Origin of the sequence: Paraburkholderia sp. BL25I1N1 (genome assembly GCF_003002025.1) — a bacterium.
In the GTDB taxonomy this organism is placed as follows: Bacteria; Pseudomonadota; Gammaproteobacteria; order Burkholderiales; family Burkholderiaceae; genus Paraburkholderia.
In genome coordinates this window covers 231,284-249,180 of sequence record NZ_PVZB01000015.1, presented here as the reverse complement: position 1 = coordinate 249,180, position 17,897 = coordinate 231,284, and the positions used below count along the sequence as shown (strand labels likewise).

Genomic DNA, 17,897 nt, shown 5'->3' with positions numbered 1-17,897 from the left:
GCGCAGATCGACAAGCGCGTCTCCCCGCACACCCTGCGTCACAGTTTCGCGACACACCTGCTCGAGCAGAAGGTGGACATCCGCGTGATCCAGGTACTGCTGGGTCACAAGCAGCTGGAGACGACAATATTCTTTTTGGAGAGCAGGTGCCGTCACGGGCAGCGTCCGAAGTATACGCGGCGATACTCCGGGCGCAGACGGCGGAGCCGGTGGATGAGGGGGCGTACGCTTGAGGAATTGGTGCGTGAGTTTGGGCCCACTGCTCATGCACATAAAAAGGATCGCGCAAACCGACAGTGACGCTGCTCAGGACGGATTTTCACGGCTGAGGGAGGGAATGGGCGTATGCGCACTTGCACGGATCCGCGGTGAATGAAGAGAAACTCGGATCACCGTTGCTCGTCCACGATGGCTGCGATCTTACCCGAGCGGGCGAGGTAATTTTGCGGGGGTCGTGAATTTATGTACGCGACGGGTTTTCCGGAGAATGGACTTTTCTCTGAACTGACTGTTAATCGTGCAATGCCGTCAATAGCGCAATCGCAGTTATAGGTCGAGGACCAGTTCGCCAGTCGTGTCGGCGTTGTCGCCCTCCGGCGTGGCGATGCAGATCAGGGCACACCCACGTTCAATATGCGCGACAGGCTCCGCGGAGTAAGCGACGCGTCCGGCAAGAATGCGCGACTCGCACGTCCCGCAGGTTCCTGAGCGACACGACGAACGTGCCGCGACGCCGTGCGTTTCCGCAAACTCGAGTAGCGATGTCAAGCGTGCGGTGAGTACGTTTTCCGGAGCTCGAACTTTCGTGTACTCGAAAACGTACTCATTCGACCTTGGCTTCTAGTGGAACGTATATATCTTCCAGGCGCTTTCAAAAACAAAAAGCCCGCAAAACGGGCTTTTTCACAAACGTCATCAACTAATTAATCTGGATCTATTTTTATGGTACCCAGGAGAGGACTCGAACCTCCACGGTGTTGCCACCGCTAGGACCTGAACCTAGTGCGTCTACCAATTCCGCCACCTGGGCACGTCTTCAAGCTAGACCGCTATTTTAGCGTGGTGATTTAGCGTGTCAATCCCCACCTGCAAACTAACTCCGCTTCAATCGACCGCCCGGATATCGCTTGCAGTAAAGCGATCCTTTACCACTCGACAACCGTCTTGCCAACTACTCAATCCACCCAATAATCCGCGTTGTTAAACAACGGCGTATCACCAGGCTTCACACAAAAAGTAAAGCCGCTCGTAAGCGGCTTTACTTTTGAATCTGGTGCCCAAGAGAGGACTCGAACCTCCACAGTGTTGCCACCGCTAGGACCTGAACCTAGTGCGTCTACCAATTTCGCCACCTGGGCAGGTGATGAACAGCAAAGAACGCCATTATAGCGACAGATTAGAGACTGTCAAGCGTTTCTCAAAACTCACTTAAACATCGTCGTGGCGAGCTTGCGCACGTCCGCGGGCAACCGCCCGGCAACTATTGACAGGGCCGCTTGGCGCGCAAGACGGGTGTTAGAATGCCTCGCAGTAGTTCGTTGGCACGGTGCACACGCCCGTCGGACTCAGCCTTGAACGAGCCGGACCCGAGCAGTTTTTTTCTGTGCATTTGCAGGTGCAATTCAAGCGCAGCTGAAGCGCAACCGGAGCGCACTGTAATCGCTTCCCAAGCCGAGCCACATCGCGATCGACGTCCATGCAACGAGAAAAAATCATCGACAAGCCCTTGAGCAAATTTCCGTACCCGATTCCAAGCCGCGAGGAAATCCTCGGCGTTCTGCGCACGAGTGAAGCGCCGCTTGCCGCGAACGACATCGCCGAAGCCCTGTCGATCAAGCGCCAGGAGCGCGAAGGATTTTTCAAGCGCCTCGGCGCGATGGAGCGCGACGGCCAGATCCGGCTCGATCAGCGCAATCTCTATCAGCTGACTCATCCGTCGAACTTCGTCGCGGGCCGTGTGCAAGGCCATCGCGACGGCTACGGCTTTCTGATTCGCGACGACGGTCAGGACGACCTGTTCCTGCCCACCGCCGAAATGCAGAAAGTCATGCACAACGACCGCGTGCTCGCGCGCATTGTCGGCTATGACCGGCGCGGCCGTCCGGAAGGGCATATCGTCGAGGTCACGGATCGCGCCAACAAGCGCGTGATCGGCCGCCTGCTCAACGAGAACGGCGCGCTGATCGTCGCGCCCGAAGACAAGCGCATCGGCCACGACATTCTGATCCAGCAGAACACGAAGAAGGCCAAGGTCGGCCAGGTAGTGGTGGTCGAGCTGACCGATTTCCCGAGCCGGCATTCGCAGCCGCTCGGCCGCGTGGTGGAAGTGCTCGGCGATATCGACGACCCCGGCATGGAAATCGAAATCGCGGTGCGCAAGTACGGCGTGCCGCACGAGTTCAGCCAGGCCGCGCTCGACGAAGCCGCGCGCCTGCCCGACGAAGTGCGCCCGGTCGACGCGCGTCATCGCATCGATCTGCGCGACGTGCCGCTCGTCACGATCGACGGCGAAGACGCCCGCGACTTCGACGACGCCGTGTACTGCGAGCCGGTGCAGGTCGGCCGTGGCGAAGGCTTCCGCCTGATCGTCGCGATCGCGGACGTCTCGCACTACGTGCACCCGAAGAGCGGGCTCGACGCCGACGCGATCGAACGCAGCACCTCGGTGTATTTCCCGCGCCGCGTGATTCCCATGCTGCCGGAGAAACTGTCGAACGGCTTGTGCTCGCTGAACCCGCACGTCGACCGTTGCGTGCTGGTGTGCGACATGATCGTCACCGCGCGCGGCGAAGTGAAGGCCTATCAGTTCTATCCCGGCGTGATGCACTCGGCCGCGCGTCTGACCTACACGGAAGTCGCCGCGGTGCTGAAGAACACCAAGGGTCCGGAGGCCACGCGCCGCGCCGCCTTGCTGCCGCAACTGCAGAATCTGTACGGCGTCTATAAATCGCTGTTCGCCGCGCGCCAGAAACGCGGTGCGATCGACTTCGATACGACCGAGACGTATATCGTCTGCAATGCCCAGGGCAAGATCGAACAGATCATTCCGCGCACCCGCAACGACGCGCACAAGCTGATCGAGGAATGCATGCTGGCCGCGAACGTCTGCGCGGCCGACTTCCTCAAGCGCAACAAACATCCGGGGCTGTTCCGCGTGCACGCCGGCCCGACTGCGGAAAAGCTCGAGAATCTGCGCACGTTCCTGCGCGGCATGGGCCTCACGCTCGCCGGCGGCGACAAACCGCACGCGAGCGACTACGCGGCATTGATGGCGCAGATCCGCGAGCGGCCCGACGCGCAGATGCTGCAAACCATGCTGCTGCGCTCCATGCAGCAGGCGGTTTATAGCCCGGACAACATCGGCCACTTCGGTCTCGCTTACGAGGCGTATGCGCACTTCACGAGCCCGATTCGCCGTTATCCCGATCTGCTTACGCACCGCGCGATCTACGCGATCCTGCAAGGCCGCAAGTATCAGCCCGAGCCGCCGCAAGGCGTCGAGCTGAACACGGCGCTCTCGCCGCGCGCTCGCGCCATGCAGCAGGCCGACGACGAAAAACGCGGCCGCGTGCGTGGCAACAACGTGGCGATCTGGGAAGAACTCGGCCTGCATTGCTCGGCCAACGAACGCCGCGCCGACGAAGCCTCGCGCGACGTCGAAGCCTGGCTGAAGTGCTACTTCATGCGCGACAAGCTCGGCGAAGAGTACGGCGGCATGGTGAACGGCGTGACGTCGTTCGGCATCTTCGTGCAGCTCGATTCGCTCTTTATCGAAGGCCTCGTGCACGTTACGGAACTCGGCTCGGACTACTTCCAGTACGACGAGATCAAGAACGAATTGCGCGGCGAGCGCACCGGGATCCGTTATCGCCTGTCGGACCGTGTGCGCGTGCAGGTGAGCCGTGTCGATCTGGATGCACGCAAGATCGACTTCCGGCTCGTGCGCGACACGCCGATCAAGCCGCCTCTGGTGCGTGGGCCGTCGGCCGACAAGTCATCCGGTGAAAACGGTGGCGCGCGTGTGCGCGCGTTGCCGCCGGTGGAAGGTGGCGCGGCAGCGCCGGGCGCGCGCCGCAAGAAGGCCGCGCCCGCGCAGACCGCGGCGGTCAAGGAAGCACGCGCGGCGCGCGGCGCGGCGAAGAAGCACGGCGCCGCGACCAAATCGGCACCGAAGCCGCAGGCACGCAAGAAGCGCTGAAGCGGCCTGCTTGCTCAAACCGCGCGCATCGGGCACATAGCAACGTGCCGGTTGCGCGCGGTCTGCGTTTCATCGCCGTCAGGCATTCGAACACAGCAGCCGCGGCACCTGAACAGAAGCACGCAGGCTCGTATTCATCACAGTAGCGCGCGTCGAACGTGCGCTCAATCAAAGGTTGCATCAGTTATGGCACGTCTCAAGGTTTTATACGGTTTCCACGCAGTGACCGCACGTATGCGGCATGACGCGTCGACGGTCGAAGAGGTCTATTACGACGCGACGCGCAAAGACCGCCGCATGACCGAATTTCTGCACGCGGCGAAAGAAGCCGGCGTACGTCTGATCGCCGCCGACGAAACGCGTCTCTGGGGCCTTGCGCATACCGAGCGTCACCAGGGCGTGGTGGCGCGCGCGGGCGACATGCCGCTCGCGCAGAACCTGGCCGAACTGCTCGACGGCATCAACGGTTCGCCGCTGATTCTGGTGCTCGACGGCGTGACCGATCCGCACAATCTCGGCGCCTGCTTGCGCGTCGCCGACGCCGCCGGTGCGCACGCGGTGATCGCGCCGCGCGACCGCGCGGTGGGCTTGAACGCAACGGCCGCCAAAGTCGCAAGCGGCGCGGCCGACACCGTGCCTTACATCACCGTGACGAATCTGGCGCGCGCGCTGCGTGAGTTGAAGGACGCCGGGGTGTGGGTCGTCGGTACGGCCGGCGAGGCCACCAAAAGCCTGTACGACACGGAACTGGACGGTCCGGTCGCATTGGTGATGGGCGCCGAAGGCGAGGGCATGCGCCGCCTCACGCGCGACACGTGCGATGTGGTCATGCAGATTCCGATGGCGGGCACGGTGGAAAGCCTGAACGTGTCCGTGGCGAGCGGCGTGTGTCTCTTCGAAGCGGTGCGTCAGCGGGCGGTGAAGAAGTAATCCCGACACCACTCGCGCTAGTCCGTCGCTCCGGTAAACTAGCGTTTTTTACTGCTCGCCTGCCTTTTCCATGACTCAAGACGAACTCAAGCAACTGGTCGGCCAGGCCGCCGCCGACTACGTGACCGCCACCGTGCCCGAAGGCGCGGTGATCGGCGTCGGCACCGGCTCCACCGCGAACTGTTTCATCGACGCGCTGGCCGCCAACAAGGCGCGCTATCGCGGCGCGGTGTCGAGTTCGCTCGCCACCACCGCGCGCCTGCAAGCGCACGGCATCAAGGTGTTCGACCTGAACGAAATCGATTCGCTGCCGGTGTACGTGGACGGCGCCGACGAGATCGACCACAGCGGCGCGATGATCAAGGGCGGCGGCGGCGCGCTGACGCGCGAGAAAATCGTCGCCTCGGTGTCGGACGTTTTCGTGTGCATCGCCGACGCCAGCAAGCTGGTGGAGACGCTCGGCAATTTCCCGCTGCCGATCGAAGTGGTGCCGATGGCCCGTACCGCGATCGGCCGCCGCGTCACGGCGCTCGGCGGCGTGCCCGTGGTGCGCGTCACGAAGGAAGGCGCGCCGTTCATTACCGACAACGGCAACGAAATCATCGACGTCAAGGGTCTGCGTATCAGCGACCCGCGCACGCTGGAAATGCACGTCAACGCGTGGCCGGGCGTGGTGACCGTGGGGCTGTTCGCCGGACGTGGCGCCAATCTGTGTCTGCTCGGCACGGACACCGGCGTCGAGACGATCGAGTACAGCAAGGGCTGAACCACGCTGCCCGAACATCGCGCGCGGGCCGGATCGACCGGCTCGCGCGAACCTCGAATGCATGACTCGCATCTACCTCACTAGCGTGCGGCCTGGCTGACTGCCCGCCGCATTCGCTGTCTATACCGCCTCACTGAAAATTCCTTTCGCGCATCGCCCAGTGCTTGTCCCGCAAGACGTTGTGCCGACGCCATGACATCCCCCAGTTTGTAGGGAAGGAGCGAGTGCCGAAGCGTCGATCGCCGGGCGCATTTGAAGGCGAAGTCATGAGATCCGCAGATTCGCAATAGGCGAACGGCGATGCCTATTATTCGCGAGCTGTCGCGCGTCGAATGTGGGCACGCGCACGCACAGCAAACGTCGCGCCACATACACTCGTTGCTAGGCACAAAAAGCGTCAATTAAAAAACGAGGGGATCATGAAAGTGGCGATCGTGCACGACTGGCTGGTCGCGCCGGGCGGCGCGGAGAGGGCGCTCGAGCAGATCATCGAATGCTTTCCCGACGCCGATCTATTCAGTCTCGTCGACTTCCTCGCAGACCGTAAGCCGCTACGCGGCAAGCCGGTGACGACTTCATTCATTCAACGGCTGCCGTTCGCGCGACGCCACTATCGAGCTTATTTGCCGTTAATGACGCACGCCGTCGAACGCCTCGATCTGTCCGTCTACGATCTGCTTATTACGAGTTCTCCTGCGCTCGCCAGGAGCGTGCCGGCTAGACCGGATCAGAGGCTTGTCAGCTTTGTGCATTCGTCGATGCGCTTCGCGTGGGATCTGCAACATCAGTCCCTACGCGAAGCGCATCTAACGCATGGGCCGAAGTCGTGGGCGGCGCGCATCTTACTCCACTATCTGCGCGGCCGGGAATCGCAACCGGCGAACGGCGTCGACCGTTTGATCGCGGACTCGCATTTCGTTGCACGTCGTCTGATGAAAACCTGCCGTCTTGATGCGGCCGTGATTGCGCCGCCCGTCGACGTGCATCAATTCGAATTGTGCGCGCGCAAGGAAGATTTCTATCTGACTGCTTCGCGGATGGTGCCGTACAAGCGCATCGATCTGATCGTCGAAACTTTCAATGCCACACCCCACCGTCGGCTGGTCGTGATCGGCGACGGGGCGGAGATGGTGTCGATTCGTGCCAAGGCCGGTACCAATGTGACGATCCTCGGCGATCAGCCCTTCGAGGTGCTGAAGGACCATCTGCAACGCGCGCGAGCTTTCGTGTGCGCCGCCGAGGAGGACTTCGGCATCGTCGCGCTCGAAGCGCAGGCATGCGGCACGCCGGTCATCGCATTCGGCAAGGGCGGCGCGCTCGAAACCGTGGTGCCGATCGGCGAGGCGCATCCAACCGGCGTGTATTTCGAGCGCCAGACGGTGGTGTCGATGCTCGACGCGATCGATCGTTTCGAGCGGCAGCGCGACCAGATCACGCCGGCGGCATGTCGCGCGAACGCTGAACGCTTTTCGCCGGCGGTATTCCGGCGCGCGTTCATGGCCGAGGTCACACGGACGATCGCAGCGGCGAGCCGGCGCAGAACAGCAGTTGGGGCCGCTGACATGGTCGAAGGTGACCACGTCGGCGATCTTTGCATGTTGACGGGACGACGCTAGGCAGCAAGCGGGCGTCTCATTATTCGCATATTGCGAAGTTCGCAAGATGCGAATAAAATGCTTTCGTCGTACTGCGGTAAGCAGCAAAATAGCCGTTCGGACTATGCCATCCGGCCGGCTATCGGTGTCGATCCGTCCCGTTTAGCCTTGCACGTAGAGCGCGCACATTCAGCGCGCGAACACGTGCGAGGAAATCCGATGCGGGTCATTTCAAAGAAAGCGTTGCTGGACTTCATAAAGAGACATCCGGGGGCGCGCAGTGCGCTATTGACGTGGTACTCACTGGCGCAGGCGTGCCTCGCGTATGGCTATAACGACCTGAAGCAGACGTTCGCCGGAGTGGACTACGTACCGCCTCAATACACGGTTTTCGACGTGGGCGGCAACCGGTTCCGGATCGTTGCGGCGATTCACTACAACAGGCAGTCGTTATTCGTTCGTCATGTACTGACGCACGCGGAATACGACCTTTGGACGAGGAAGAATCTAAACTCATGAATGCCGATCGCCTTCCGGGAGCTTTTCCCGACATCGCTCAAACGTGGGCCGCGCTGCAAACGCAGTTGCCGATCACGCCCATTCGCAACGAGCAGGATTACCAGACCATGGTGCGGCTCGCCAACTCGCTCGCTGATCATCTGAACGGCAACGAAGAGGATCCGCTCTCGGATCTGTTCGCGATCGTGACGGACCTGATCGAAAGTTGGGAAGCGCATAACGTGACGATTCCAAAAGCGGAGCCCCGCGAGGTATTGCGGCATCTGCTGGAAACGCACGGACTGAAGCAGAAGGACCTGATAGGTATCGCCTCACCGACGGTGGTGAGCGATATTCTCGCGGGCCGCCGCGCCATCAGCAAGAAGGTGGCCAAGGCGCTGGCCGTGCGTTTTCATACCGACGTCAGCGCGTTTCTGTAAAAGGCGCGTAGCGCCGGCCCGGCGCCGCGCGGTACGCGGTGCTGGCCGGCAAGCTTCCCCTTGCTCACCTCGTCCATTCGACACCGAGCCGGCGGCATGTTTCAGGCCGTCGTCTTCGGTGCTTGCCGTATTGGTGTCGCTGCCTTTTGCCGAGAGAAATCAGCTTCCAGCCGCGTGTCGCAGGTCGAGACGGATTGGGGCAATCAGAACGCGTTGCGGCCGACAAAGCCCTTGAAGATCGTGATAAACACGATCTTCATGTCGAACCAGAACGACCAGTTGTGAATGTAGAAGAGATCGAACTTGACGCGCGCTTCCATCTTTTCCACCTTGGTGGTCGCGCCGCGATAGCCGTTGACCTGCGCCCAGCCGGTGATACCGGGCTTGATGCGGTAGCGGTGCATGTAGCCGTACACCTGATCCTTGTAGAGGTCGTCGTGTTCCACTGCATGCGGACGCGGGCCGACCACGGACATCTGCCCGAGCAGCACGTTGAGAAACTGCGGCAGTTCGTCGAGACTGGTGCGGCGCATGAAGCCGCCGAGCTTCGTGACGCGCGCGTCGTTGCGCGAGGCCTGGGTGAGCTGGCCCTGCGCTTCATGATGCACGGTCATCGAGCGGAACTTGTAGATCGCGAACGGCTGGCCGTCCACGCCCTTGCGCGTCTGACGAAAGAACACCGGTCCCGGCGAGCCGAGCTTGATGCCGATCGCAAGTATCACGAAGAGCGGGGCGAGCGCGAGCAGCGCGGCCGCCGCGAACACGCGGTCGAAGATCAGCTTGGGCCACATCTGCGGCGATGAGAACGGCGTCGCGCTGAGATTCAGCGTCGGTAAACCAACGACATCGACCAGCGCGTGATTGAAAAGCGAGAGGCTGCGTACATCGGGAATGAAGCGCAGATTCACGAAGTCATGCCGGAACATGCGTGTGAACCGGTAGATCGTATGTTCTTCTGACAACGGCAACGCAAGCCACACTTCGTTCACGTGATCTTCGCGCACCTTGGCGGCGAAGGCGTCCAGATCGGTCAGGACCGGCAGGCGGTTCAATCGCGTGCCGTACGTCTGAACCGTTTCCAAACCGGTGTGGCAGTTCGTATCGAGCATGCAGACCGGTTTGAAGCCGGCTTGCGGCGCATGTTCGAGATGGGCGAGCAGTGTGCGCGTGAAACCCGGTGCGCCGACGATCGCGACGGTGCGGGAATTCATCCCGCGACGCCGCACCATGCGCAGCACCGCATGCACGAGGCACTTTGTAACGATGATCAGTGCGCCGGAAATCAGCGTCGAGTAACCGAACCACAAGCGCGACACCGCATCCATGCGATGCAGCGTGAACGCCAGCACGAGCGCGGTGAAGACCACCACCATCCACGCGGCCGCCACTCTCGCCAGCATCGAGGGCAGCGGTTTGCCGCGCCAGGTTTCATACACCCCGAAGCCGGGGAACAGCAACAGCAGGAGGACGCAGTTAAAGGCAATCAGAAGCCGTTCGGTGTCCGACAGCGGGATCGGCGTCGAGAACCGCATCCTGTGAGCGAGCAGCCCTCCCGCAATCACGAAGAGTACGTCGAGGAATCGCGCAGTATTCCTGAACATATTTGACTCTATACATTAGTCAGACGAACCAGAACTTTACTCGACGGTCTCAGCCTGACGCAGACGCGGCAGAAGGCGGTCGAATTCGCGCTTGACGAGACCGTAGCATTCGCAGGCGCGTGCTTCGAGTCCTTTACGGTCGAGCACCTTGATATGGCCGCGGCTGTGATGGATCAGGCCTTCGTCGTGCAACTTGCCGGCCGCTTCGGTAATGCCTTCGCGGCGCACGCCCAGCATGTCGGCGATCAGCTGCTGGGTCACGGTCAGATCGTTCGATGCCACACGGTCCACTTCGATCAGCAGCCACCGGCACAGTTGCTTGTTGAGCGCGTGATGGCGGTTGCAGGCAGCCGTCTGCGCGACTTGCGTGAGCAGGGCGTGCATGTACAGCAGCATCAGGCGGCGCAGGAAGTCCGAGCGGGCGAATTGCTGCTTGAGTGCCTGTGCGCTCATGCGGTAAGCGAAGCCGGCGCATTGCACCTGCACGCGGTTCGGCATGGTTTCGCCGCCCGTGAGCACCGGCACGCCGGTCATGCCTTCGCGGCCGACCGCGGCGATTTCGACCGAGCTGCCGTCTTCCATCGTCGAGAGCATGGAGATGATGGCCGTGGTCGGGAAGTACACGTGATGAATCCGCTGACCGGAGTCGCACAGCAATTGCTCGGTGCGCAGATGAACCAGTTCGAGATGGGGAGCCAGCGCCTGCCATTCATGGGACGGCAATGCGCCAAGCAAATGGTTACCGTGCAAATCGGATTGAAGTGTCAACATGATCGGTCCTCGCGTGAAAGTCGCGCTCCGCGTGACTTTCTGTTTTTGATCCGATGCCCGCATCCCTTATGAACAGCGTGCTGCCTGGCTAGCAGCGCGGGATGAACAGGATCGGCCCCGTATTGGCCTTTGTCGTGCCGCCGCCGTTGTTGTGAATCTCTCTGCGGTGACGCGGTGTTGCGCTCTTCTATTAGCGAGGAGCGTGCCAGCGGGAGGCAAACCGAGGACTGGTGCGGGGTAACGCACTAAGGCTTAGCGCCGCGCGAAGGCAAACGGAGCTTTTTGTTTCATATCTGCACAACGTCCTCGCCGCCAGCGAGCGCTCCGCAGGCGCTGCCTGTTTTCCGCAAGTCCTTGATGGAATTGGGTTGGCGGGTTCTGGGATGGGCTGGACGGCTCCCGTCTCAGCACTGAATCGGCCCGTCGGTGTACGTTCTCACGCGGCGTCCGGGATGTGCCGGAATTGATTCAGATGTGTTCAACAGGCTTGGTACGGTGCCGCACGGATGATGATTTTGGCGAGTCAAAAGTCTGAGAAAAACCAACAGTGATTCTGCAGATCAGACAGGTGCGGGCGCGCTGCGCGAGGTTTTACGCGCCTCGCGAAGGAGTAATTAGATCAGGGAGACAATCAGCCGTAGAAGATGGCGGATATCGCATTGACCGCGCGGACTTCTCCTGCGGGCGACGCGTATGTTGCATCAGCTTTAACCGCGCCATTCGATGCCGATGCAACGAATCTCTCCTGCGGCGTGAACGGGATAAGCGGCACGACGTATGGCCGGTTCGGCGGCAGATGAAACCAGTCGCGCGCGGCCCTGTAGTGTGTGTCAACGATATGAACGAAGCGCACAAAACGCTTCGCTTCGATCACGAGTTGCCAGCTGTCGCCGTTGCGCTCGAGAGTCACCGTCATGCCCAGATCGTGGCGCTCGCTCACGCGCCGCTCCGGCAGATGAAACGCTTCCGCAACGATCCGGCCGCTCGTCTGTTCGCGCAGCGTGGCGATCGTCACGTCGTGCGCACGCGGTCCGAAGCGGTACGCGTGGGTGAAATCGAAAAACTGGCCAAGGCATGCCGCCGCACTGAGACGTTGCACGCTGTGCGGCGCCAGTTCGACTTCATGGCTGGCGGAGGCGACCTTGACGCTGCCGTCACGCAGGCAAACGAGTTCCAGTTGCGCGCGCAGCGGTTGCGCACGTTCGTTCAACAAATGAATATCGAGGCCGTTGAGGCCTTCGTCGGTGATGCTGGCCTGAATGGGTTGCAGCGCTTGCGCGAGCCCGTGCAGGGCGCTTTTAGGCCGTCCAGTGGCGTCGATCAAGCCCCAGCCCGCTCCGGGGCGCAAGTCCTGAAGCTGCCAGACCAGCGCGCCGCCGCAGGTTGAACCGGCGCGGCGCCATTCGGCGAACACGTCGCCCATCAATTCGGCGACCACCGCGCGCGACAAGTCCAGATAACGCTCAGGATCTTCGTAGCGCAAGCGTGCCGGTTCGACACCGTATAACGTCTGCAGATAATGGTCGCGCACGTCGTCGAAATCCCAGCCGGCACCTGGATCGCGCGGCACCGCGGCTTTCCAGCGCGGATCGTGCAGATGAATCGTGCCGAGCGCGCTGTGCAGCGTGGCGTCGTCGGGCACGTTGGCGAAGGCGAGGCATTCGGCGGCGAAGCGCACCTGCGAGCGGCGCACGTCGTCGAGCGGACGCTGATAAGCGCCCACGCCGTAGTAGTGAGTGATGCCCTCATTAGTCGAAAACGGCCACACGCCCCCCGAAGGCGAGTTGGCGACATACGGCACGTCGGACCGTTCGCGCGCCACGATGGCCGGCAGCTGTTCAGTAAAGAGTGGTTGCGCGCGCATCGAAGGCGGCAGGCCGAACATGGCCGCCTGCTGATCGACCTCGCTGCCGCCGCACAGCACCGCGAGCGAAGCGAAACGTCGTGTGCGCGTTAAGAATTGTGTGGCTTCGCGTTCGATCGACGCGCTGAATGCGGCATCGTTCGGATAGTCGAAATTCGCCAGCGCGAAGTCTTGCCAGATGAGTATGCCGTACTCGTCGGCGAGCGCATAAAAAGCGTCGGACTCGTAGACCATCGTACCGCCCACGCGCAGCATGTTCATGCCCGCATCGCGGGCCAGCGTGAACGCGTGGCGCAGTTGCGCCTCGCTGCCGGCGAGCGTGACGAGGTCCGCGCTGGTCCAGCATGCGCCTCGGCAGAACACCGGCACGCCATTGAGGCGCAACGTGAAGCCCATGCCGTCCGCGCCGTGGTCCACTTCAATCGTGCGGAAACCGACCGAACCCAACCCATGAGATGTCGCGTGCCCGTCATCGAGCTGCAACGTCAATGGATATAAAGTGGGCTCGCCGTGCGTATGCGGCCACCAGCGCTCGGCACCCGGCACGCGTACGCTGCCGGTCAGTGTATATGCATCGCTCCATTGCAAAGACGAAACAGCGTCGCCGCATTTAAGCGAAGCGCGGCAGGCCGTGTCATCGTGCGGATGAACGAAACGTAGCGTGAGCGTAACAACGCCAGAAGCAAGGCCGTCGTCGGGATCGAGCCGGCTCGACACGTCGACGGTATCGAAAGCGTGGGGCGCGTCGCTCAGCAGTTCGACTGGACGCCATGGACCGACCGCTTGCACAGAAGGACACCAGCCGGGCATGTGACCGAGCAGGGTCGTGCGCACGTTGCGCAAGGTGGGCGGCGACACGAGCCGTGGCCGCCAGCGCGCGCGCGAACGTTTGGCCGTCAACGCCGCCGTGAGCGAGCGGAAGCACAACGCGAGCGTCGCGCTGCCGTTTAGTTCGATGTCCAGATCGTGCGCGACGAACATCGAATCGGAATCGAGACGCTTCGCACCGTCGAGCCAGACCTCGGCGATACTGGCGAGGCCATGCAGACGCAAACGACGGCGGCCGGTGCCTTCGAGCCTCACGCGATACCAATGGTCGTCGAAGGCGAGCGGTGGTGGATGCGCGATGTCCAGCAGACCTGCGGCACGGCGCGCGCTCGCGACGGTGCCAGGCACTTGCGCGGCGAGCCAGCCATGCGCGGGTAAATCGGCGGGCGACGCGCACGCGCCTGCGGGCGTGCTGACGCACTGCCAGCCGGTGTCGAGGGGCAGCGGCCAGAGCGTGTGCGATACGGCTGGCAATGCGCCATCGGCACCGGTTTGCGCGGCCTCGTCGGGCGCGGGCGCGAGCAGATCGCTCGCGCCGCCTTCATCAGGCACCAGGTCCATCGTCAGTACATCCACGGCAAGTCCCCGAGAAGTCCGCGACGCCGCGCAAGGCCTGTTACAGCACGAGCGCGGCGAGCGGCGGCAGCGTCTTTTCGTAAGCGCTTTCGATCACGTCAAAGCAGTCTTCGCACAGATCTCGGCGCCCGCGGGTAATTGCCCGCACGAGCCGGAACTGCATCACCATCGACTCCGACGCGATGCTCTGCGCCGCTGCCGGAATCGACGCCGGCACCTCGAAGCCTTGCGCGGAGAGCCACGTCAGATACTTCGAGAGAAACTCGAAGTTCGCGCCGAGCTGCCGCATCAGGTTGAACGAGTACGGGTGGAAGAACTTTTCGCCGCGCTCGAGCAACGTCTCGAGATGCGCGGGAAAGGCGACACGCCACTGCGCAATCGGATTGCTGAGCGGCCGGCGGTGCAAGTGCGCGCGCAGCAATTCTGCCGACGCTTCGGCGAGCGCTGTGCCTTCCAGTGCAGGCCGCGACTGCTTGGCAAACTCCACATACGGAAACAGCAGATCGGCCTGCTGCTGGAACTGCGGCAGCTTGCGGAACACGCCGTCGTAGTCTTCACCGTCGAGCAGGTGATAGCCGGTGTTATGGAAGTAGCCGAGACGGCGCGCGTCCGGATCGATGAAGTCGATGCCCACCGTGGTCTTCGGATGCTCGCGCCGGTACGACGTGGCGCGCGTATTCGGCAGGTAGTAGCCGTCCACTTCCACCAGCACGGTATGGCCGCGCAAAGTCTGCGCGAGCACGCGTGCTTCGAGCGAATCGTAGATGGCCAGTTCCTGCACCTGCGTACCGTAGAGCCGTTCGAGGTCTTCGAGCGGAAACTTGAAGAACGTGAACTGGTCGCCTTCGAAATCCTGCGTGACGGTAAAGCCGAGCGCCGCGCGCGGCTCGAGTCCGAAGCCGTGCAGCAGTTCGATCCACAGATCGACGTAGCAGTTGGTCTCCTGCCATACGCGCTCGCCCTGATGCAGCGCATGCGGTGCATGCTCGCGCAAACGCGTTGCGGGAGCGGAAACCGCGCCCCCCGTGGCGGGCAGATCGACGTGGCGGTTCAGCGTAAACGCGCCATTCGCGCCGTTTGGCGCCGGTGTGAGAGACGGATTCATACGCGCTCTCCGGAACCTTGCCGCGTTTCGGTGGACGCCGTTTGCATGGTTTCCATGCCATGCGCCACGCGCGCTTCGGTATCGCCCCACAGCAGCGCGCGCACGTCGTCCGGCCACGCGTTCACGTCGAGCCCATGATGACGGAATAGCGCGAGCGTGATCCGCTCCATGCCGAAACCGACGCAGCCCGTATGCGCGATCGTGCTGTCTTCGCACTGGATCTTCCAGATCGCGCCGAAGTGTTCCATGTGATAGTTGAAGGACAGGCAGGCGGTCTTGCCGCGCGGATCGGCGACCGGGATCAGCAGTTCGAACTTGAGCGCCTGGGCGCGCTGGCTATCGGCGACGATCTTGCCGCCGCGGCCGAAGAACGGGTCGTTGGCGAGATCCACTTCGACCGGCAATTGCAACAGATTGATGAGCAGCGAGCCGCGATCGATCCACATCTGCCGGAACGCCATGACCTGTTCCGCGTTGCCGAGGCGCACGTATTCACGCTGGCGGAACATCTGCATGCGGCCCGGATCGAGCGACGGTTCGTGACGGAAGCAATACGACAGCACATCGATCGTGCGGCCGTTGGCGGGCAACGGACCGCGCCGCGCCATCACCGGATAGATCGGATAGCAGGCGGCCGGCGTGAGCACCACTCGGGTCGGTTTCTGCTGCGCCATCCAGTCGTCGGCGCGGTCGTCGTCGCGTTCGGTCATGGCGTCGTCGAGCGCTCGCAACAGACGCTGGTGGCCCATGTCGTTGCCGCAGAACGAGTGGATGGTGCCGGCCAGATTCGGGAAGCTCTTCAGATACTCGCTGTCTTCGAAGTCGGTGCGGCGCATGGCGGGCGGAAAGCGCAGCAGTTCGGGCTGCTGGTCCGCGCCCAGATGCGTGATCGCCACGTTCAGCCGGTCCACCACGTCTTCGAAAATCTGGCTGCGGCCATACAGGCCGTTTTCGCCGGTGTCGATCAACAGGCCCGCGGCCAGCAGTTCATCGCGAAAGCTCGGCGCTTCGGCTGCCTGAGCAGCGGCGGCAAGGGCGGCGGTATCGGTCATCGTGTTCATATCAGGCTCTCCCCGGGGCGGCAGGTCGTTGCGCGAGCAACAGGCTCGCGGTGTTCTGCGCGATGCGGTCGTTATTGATCATCAGCGGCGCCGAATGCAGGTCGCGCAAATGGCGCCCGACGCTGTACGGCGTGCCGTTCTTGTAGCCCGCCATGCCGCAGATCATCAGCACTTCGTGCACGACCTGCAACGCGGTGGTGGAGATGCTCGTCTTCAGCGTGTTCATGTCGGAGGCGAAGCCGAGCATGGCCGCGAGCGGCGCATCGGCTTGCGAGCCGCCGTTACGCGCGTGATGAGCGGTGCGCGCCGCCTCCAGCGCGACCGCGAGGCGCGCCTGCATCATCTGCAGCAGACCGACCGCTTCAGCGAGGCGCAAACCGGCCGGCGGAACCACGCCTGGCTTCGCACGCGCCTGGGCACGGAAGAACGCTTTCGCGCGATTCACCGCGTCGGCGGCCACGCCGGTCCAGACCGAGGCCCACAGCGTGTGCGAGACCGGCAGCATGGTTTGATCGGCGATCTCGGCGAACGGCGTGGGCAGGATCTGTTCGGCCAGACCCGTGGCGACGAGCCGGAAGCCCTCGCTGCAGGTGCCGCGCATTCCCATCGAATCCCAGCCGCCGCGCTTTTCCAGTTGCGTATCGGCGCGCAACGCGACGATCAGCACCTGGTCGGCGGCCGCCGATTCAGCGGTGCGGCGGGCGGTGACGAGAATGCCGTCGGCGTGCGCGCCATACGAAATCGTCGGTGCGAGCTTTTCGATGCGAAAGCGCGCACCGTCGAGCTCGACCGAGCAGGCGCTGGTGCGCATATTGCCGCCGATGGTTTCCTCGGAAGTCGCCGACGCCAGCAGCCACTGCTGCTTGACCAGTTGCACGAGCAACTGTCGATGCCATACCGCATCGCTGCCATGCGCCTCGATACACGCCACCTGGATCTGGTGCATCGCGTACACCATCGCGGTGGAGGCGCAGCCTTGCGCGAGCGTTTCGCAAATCGCGCCGACGTCAGCGAGCGACAGGCCGGCGCCGCCGAACTCGGCCGGCACCAGCACCGAGAGCAGGCACTCGCGCTTGAGCGCCTCGAACGCTTCGCTCGGAAAGCGCGCTTCGCGATCCACGGAGTCCGCGAATTGCGCGGCCACCGCCGCACAGCGTTGCGCGGCCGCGCGCCAGCCGGGCTCGGTTTCGACAGCGGTCAAGCCGAGCGCCGTGTCGGCGCCTTCCGCCGCATTGTGCGCGTGCCTAGAGGCGGGCTCTGCCGCCGCATCCAGCAGCGGGGCGTTCATGCTGCCGCCTTCGCCTGTTGCAGCTCGGTGATTGCCGCGGCCATCGAATCGATGCTGGAGAACAGGCGCCGCGTCAACAGACGGTCCGGAATCTCAATGCCGAATTCGTCTTCGATTGCCAGCATCAGATGCACGGTCGCGAGTGAGGAGAGACCCGCGGCGTAGAGGTCGGCGTCGTCGGCCAGCGTTTGCGCCGGGACGTCCAGGCGAGCGGATTCTGAAAGGATGCGGCGCAAGGCGTTTTTCATGATGTGGTCCCCTAGTTGTTCAACGTTCTCGGATGGTGCGGACATCGATCGCACGTGATCGTTTTTTGTGTCCATTGTCACAACGCATGCCAGCGTGGTCCTTGTGCCGGGCGCGGCGCGTTCAGATT

The 17,897-nt window shown here is 62.8% G+C and carries 14 protein-coding genes, 2 tRNA genes and 1 pseudogene; 7 read left to right on the top strand and 10 right to left on the bottom strand.

Annotation, left to right across the window (positions count from 1 at the left end; genetic code table 11):
* Window positions 1-141, top strand: a pseudogene (locus tag B0G73_RS23540) (tyrosine-type recombinase/integrase); the annotation flags it as partial.
* A 405-nt stretch (window positions 142-546) separates the two neighbouring features.
* Here the strand turns inward: B0G73_RS23540 and B0G73_RS23535 are convergent.
* From B0G73_RS23535 to B0G73_RS23525, 3 genes are all read right to left on the bottom strand, one after another.
* Window positions 547-768: a 2Fe-2S iron-sulfur cluster-binding protein gene (locus B0G73_RS23535; protein ID WP_106283643.1), complete on the bottom strand. Its 222-nt coding sequence runs from the start codon at window positions 766-768 to the stop codon at window positions 547-549.
* 175 nt (window positions 769-943) lie between these two features.
* Window positions 944-1,030: transfer RNA gene (locus B0G73_RS23530), tRNA-Leu, on the bottom strand.
* Between the two features lie 241 nt (window positions 1,031-1,271).
* A tRNA-Leu gene (locus tag B0G73_RS23525) sits at window positions 1,272-1,358 on the bottom strand.
* A gap of 338 nt (window positions 1,359-1,696) precedes the next feature.
* Between B0G73_RS23525 and rnr the strand changes: the two genes are divergently transcribed.
* From rnr to B0G73_RS23495, 6 genes are all read left to right on the top strand, one after another.
* Window positions 1,697-4,198, top strand: coding sequence for a ribonuclease R (rnr, locus tag B0G73_RS23520; protein ID WP_106283642.1), 2,502 nt, complete (start codon window positions 1,697-1,699; stop codon window positions 4,196-4,198).
* Between the two features lie 186 nt (window positions 4,199-4,384).
* Window positions 4,385-5,128 carry a 23S rRNA (guanosine(2251)-2'-O)-methyltransferase RlmB gene (gene rlmB, locus B0G73_RS23515; RefSeq protein ID WP_106283641.1) on the top strand — a complete coding sequence of 248 codons (744 nt, stop codon included), beginning with the start codon at window positions 4,385-4,387 and terminating at the stop codon, window positions 5,126-5,128.
* Between the two features lie 70 nt (window positions 5,129-5,198).
* Window positions 5,199-5,894 (top strand): ribose-5-phosphate isomerase RpiA, encoded by a 696-nt coding sequence (rpiA, locus tag B0G73_RS23510; protein ID WP_106283640.1) that lies wholly within the window; start codon window positions 5,199-5,201, stop codon window positions 5,892-5,894.
* Window positions 5,895-6,313: 419 nt separating this feature from the next.
* The gene (locus B0G73_RS23505; protein WP_106283639.1) at window positions 6,314-7,510 is read left to right on the top strand and encodes a glycosyltransferase; all 1,197 of its coding nucleotides are present in this window, start codon (window positions 6,314-6,316) and stop codon (window positions 7,508-7,510) included.
* A 57-nt stretch (window positions 7,511-7,567) separates the two neighbouring features.
* Entirely contained in the window at window positions 7,568-8,008 is a 441-nt protein-coding gene (locus B0G73_RS23500; RefSeq protein ID WP_241974614.1) for a type II toxin-antitoxin system HigB family toxin, read from the top strand.
* A complete protein-coding gene (locus B0G73_RS23495; RefSeq protein WP_106283637.1) occupies window positions 8,005-8,427 on the top strand; it encodes a type II toxin-antitoxin system HigA family antitoxin in 423 nt (140 codons plus the stop codon). Before B0G73_RS23500 ends, B0G73_RS23495 begins: the two co-directional genes overlap by 4 nt.
* Window positions 8,428-8,630: 203 nt before the next feature.
* Here B0G73_RS23495 and B0G73_RS23490 read toward each other — a convergent pair whose 3' ends face one another.
* The 7 genes from B0G73_RS23490 to B0G73_RS23460 all read right to left on the bottom strand — a co-directional run bounded on the left by B0G73_RS23490 (window position 8,631) and on the right by B0G73_RS23460 (window position 17,769).
* Window positions 8,631-10,028, bottom strand: coding sequence for an undecaprenyl-phosphate glucose phosphotransferase (locus tag B0G73_RS23490; RefSeq protein ID WP_106283636.1), 1,398 nt, complete (start codon window positions 10,026-10,028; stop codon window positions 8,631-8,633).
* 36 nt (window positions 10,029-10,064) lie between these two features.
* On the bottom strand, window positions 10,065-10,799 hold the full coding sequence (locus B0G73_RS23485) for a Crp/Fnr family transcriptional regulator (protein ID WP_006048767.1): 735 nt from the start codon (window positions 10,797-10,799) through the stop codon (window positions 10,065-10,067).
* Window positions 10,800-11,430: 631 nt separating this feature from the next.
* On the bottom strand, window positions 11,431-14,067 hold the full coding sequence (locus B0G73_RS23480; RefSeq protein WP_181196627.1) for a glycoside hydrolase family 2 protein: 2,637 nt from the start codon (window positions 14,065-14,067) through the stop codon (window positions 11,431-11,433).
* 40 nt (window positions 14,068-14,107) lie between these two features.
* Window positions 14,108-15,172 (bottom strand): DUF1839 family protein, encoded by a 1,065-nt coding sequence (locus B0G73_RS23475; RefSeq protein WP_106283634.1) that lies wholly within the window; start codon window positions 15,170-15,172, stop codon window positions 14,108-14,110.
* Window positions 15,169-16,233 (bottom strand): amino acid--[acyl-carrier-protein] ligase, encoded by a 1,065-nt coding sequence (locus B0G73_RS23470; protein WP_106283633.1) that lies wholly within the window; start codon window positions 16,231-16,233, stop codon window positions 15,169-15,171. Before B0G73_RS23470 ends, B0G73_RS23475 begins: the two co-directional genes overlap by 4 nt.
* A gap of 1 nt (window position 16,234) precedes the next feature.
* Complete coding sequence (locus B0G73_RS23465; protein WP_106283632.1) at window positions 16,235-17,521, bottom strand: acyl-CoA dehydrogenase family protein; 1,287 nt, start codon at window positions 17,519-17,521, stop codon at window positions 16,235-16,237.
* On the bottom strand, window positions 17,518-17,769 hold the full coding sequence (locus B0G73_RS23460; RefSeq protein WP_106283631.1) for an acyl carrier protein: 252 nt from the start codon (window positions 17,767-17,769) through the stop codon (window positions 17,518-17,520). The genes B0G73_RS23465 and B0G73_RS23460 overlap by 4 nt, the downstream gene beginning before the upstream one ends.
* Window positions 17,770-17,897: the final 128 nt, after the last annotated feature.

Bases quoted from the DNA above. Each gene is read 5' to 3' on its own strand.
- B0G73_RS23490 (WP_106283636.1), bottom strand. From the start codon at position 10,028: ATGTTCAGGAATACTGCGCGATTCCTCGACGTACTCTTCGTGATTGCG.
- B0G73_RS23505 (WP_106283639.1), top strand. From the start codon at position 6,314: ATGAAAGTGGCGATCGTGCACGACTGGCTGGTCGCGCCGGGCGGCGCG.
- B0G73_RS23485 (WP_006048767.1), bottom strand. From the start codon at position 10,799: ATGTTGACACTTCAATCCGATTTGCACGGTAACCATTTGCTTGGCGCA.
- B0G73_RS23465 (WP_106283632.1), bottom strand. From the start codon at position 17,521: ATGAACGCCCCGCTGCTGGATGCGGCGGCAGAGCCCGCCTCTAGGCAC.
- rlmB (WP_106283641.1), top strand. From the start codon at position 4,385: ATGGCACGTCTCAAGGTTTTATACGGTTTCCACGCAGTGACCGCACGT.
- B0G73_RS23475 (WP_106283634.1), bottom strand. From the start codon at position 15,172: ATGAATCCGTCTCTCACACCGGCGCCAAACGGCGCGAATGGCGCGTTT.
- B0G73_RS23500 (WP_241974614.1), top strand. From the start codon at position 7,568: ATGCTTTCGTCGTACTGCGGTAAGCAGCAAAATAGCCGTTCGGACTAT.
- B0G73_RS23470 (WP_106283633.1), bottom strand. From the start codon at position 16,233: ATGAACACGATGACCGATACCGCCGCCCTTGCCGCCGCTGCTCAGGCA.
- B0G73_RS23460 (WP_106283631.1), bottom strand. From the start codon at position 17,769: ATGAAAAACGCCTTGCGCCGCATCCTTTCAGAATCCGCTCGCCTGGAC.
- rnr (WP_106283642.1), top strand. From the start codon at position 1,697: ATGCAACGAGAAAAAATCATCGACAAGCCCTTGAGCAAATTTCCGTAC.
- B0G73_RS23495 (WP_106283637.1), top strand. From the start codon at position 8,005: ATGAATGCCGATCGCCTTCCGGGAGCTTTTCCCGACATCGCTCAAACG.
- rpiA (WP_106283640.1), top strand. From the start codon at position 5,199: ATGACTCAAGACGAACTCAAGCAACTGGTCGGCCAGGCCGCCGCCGAC.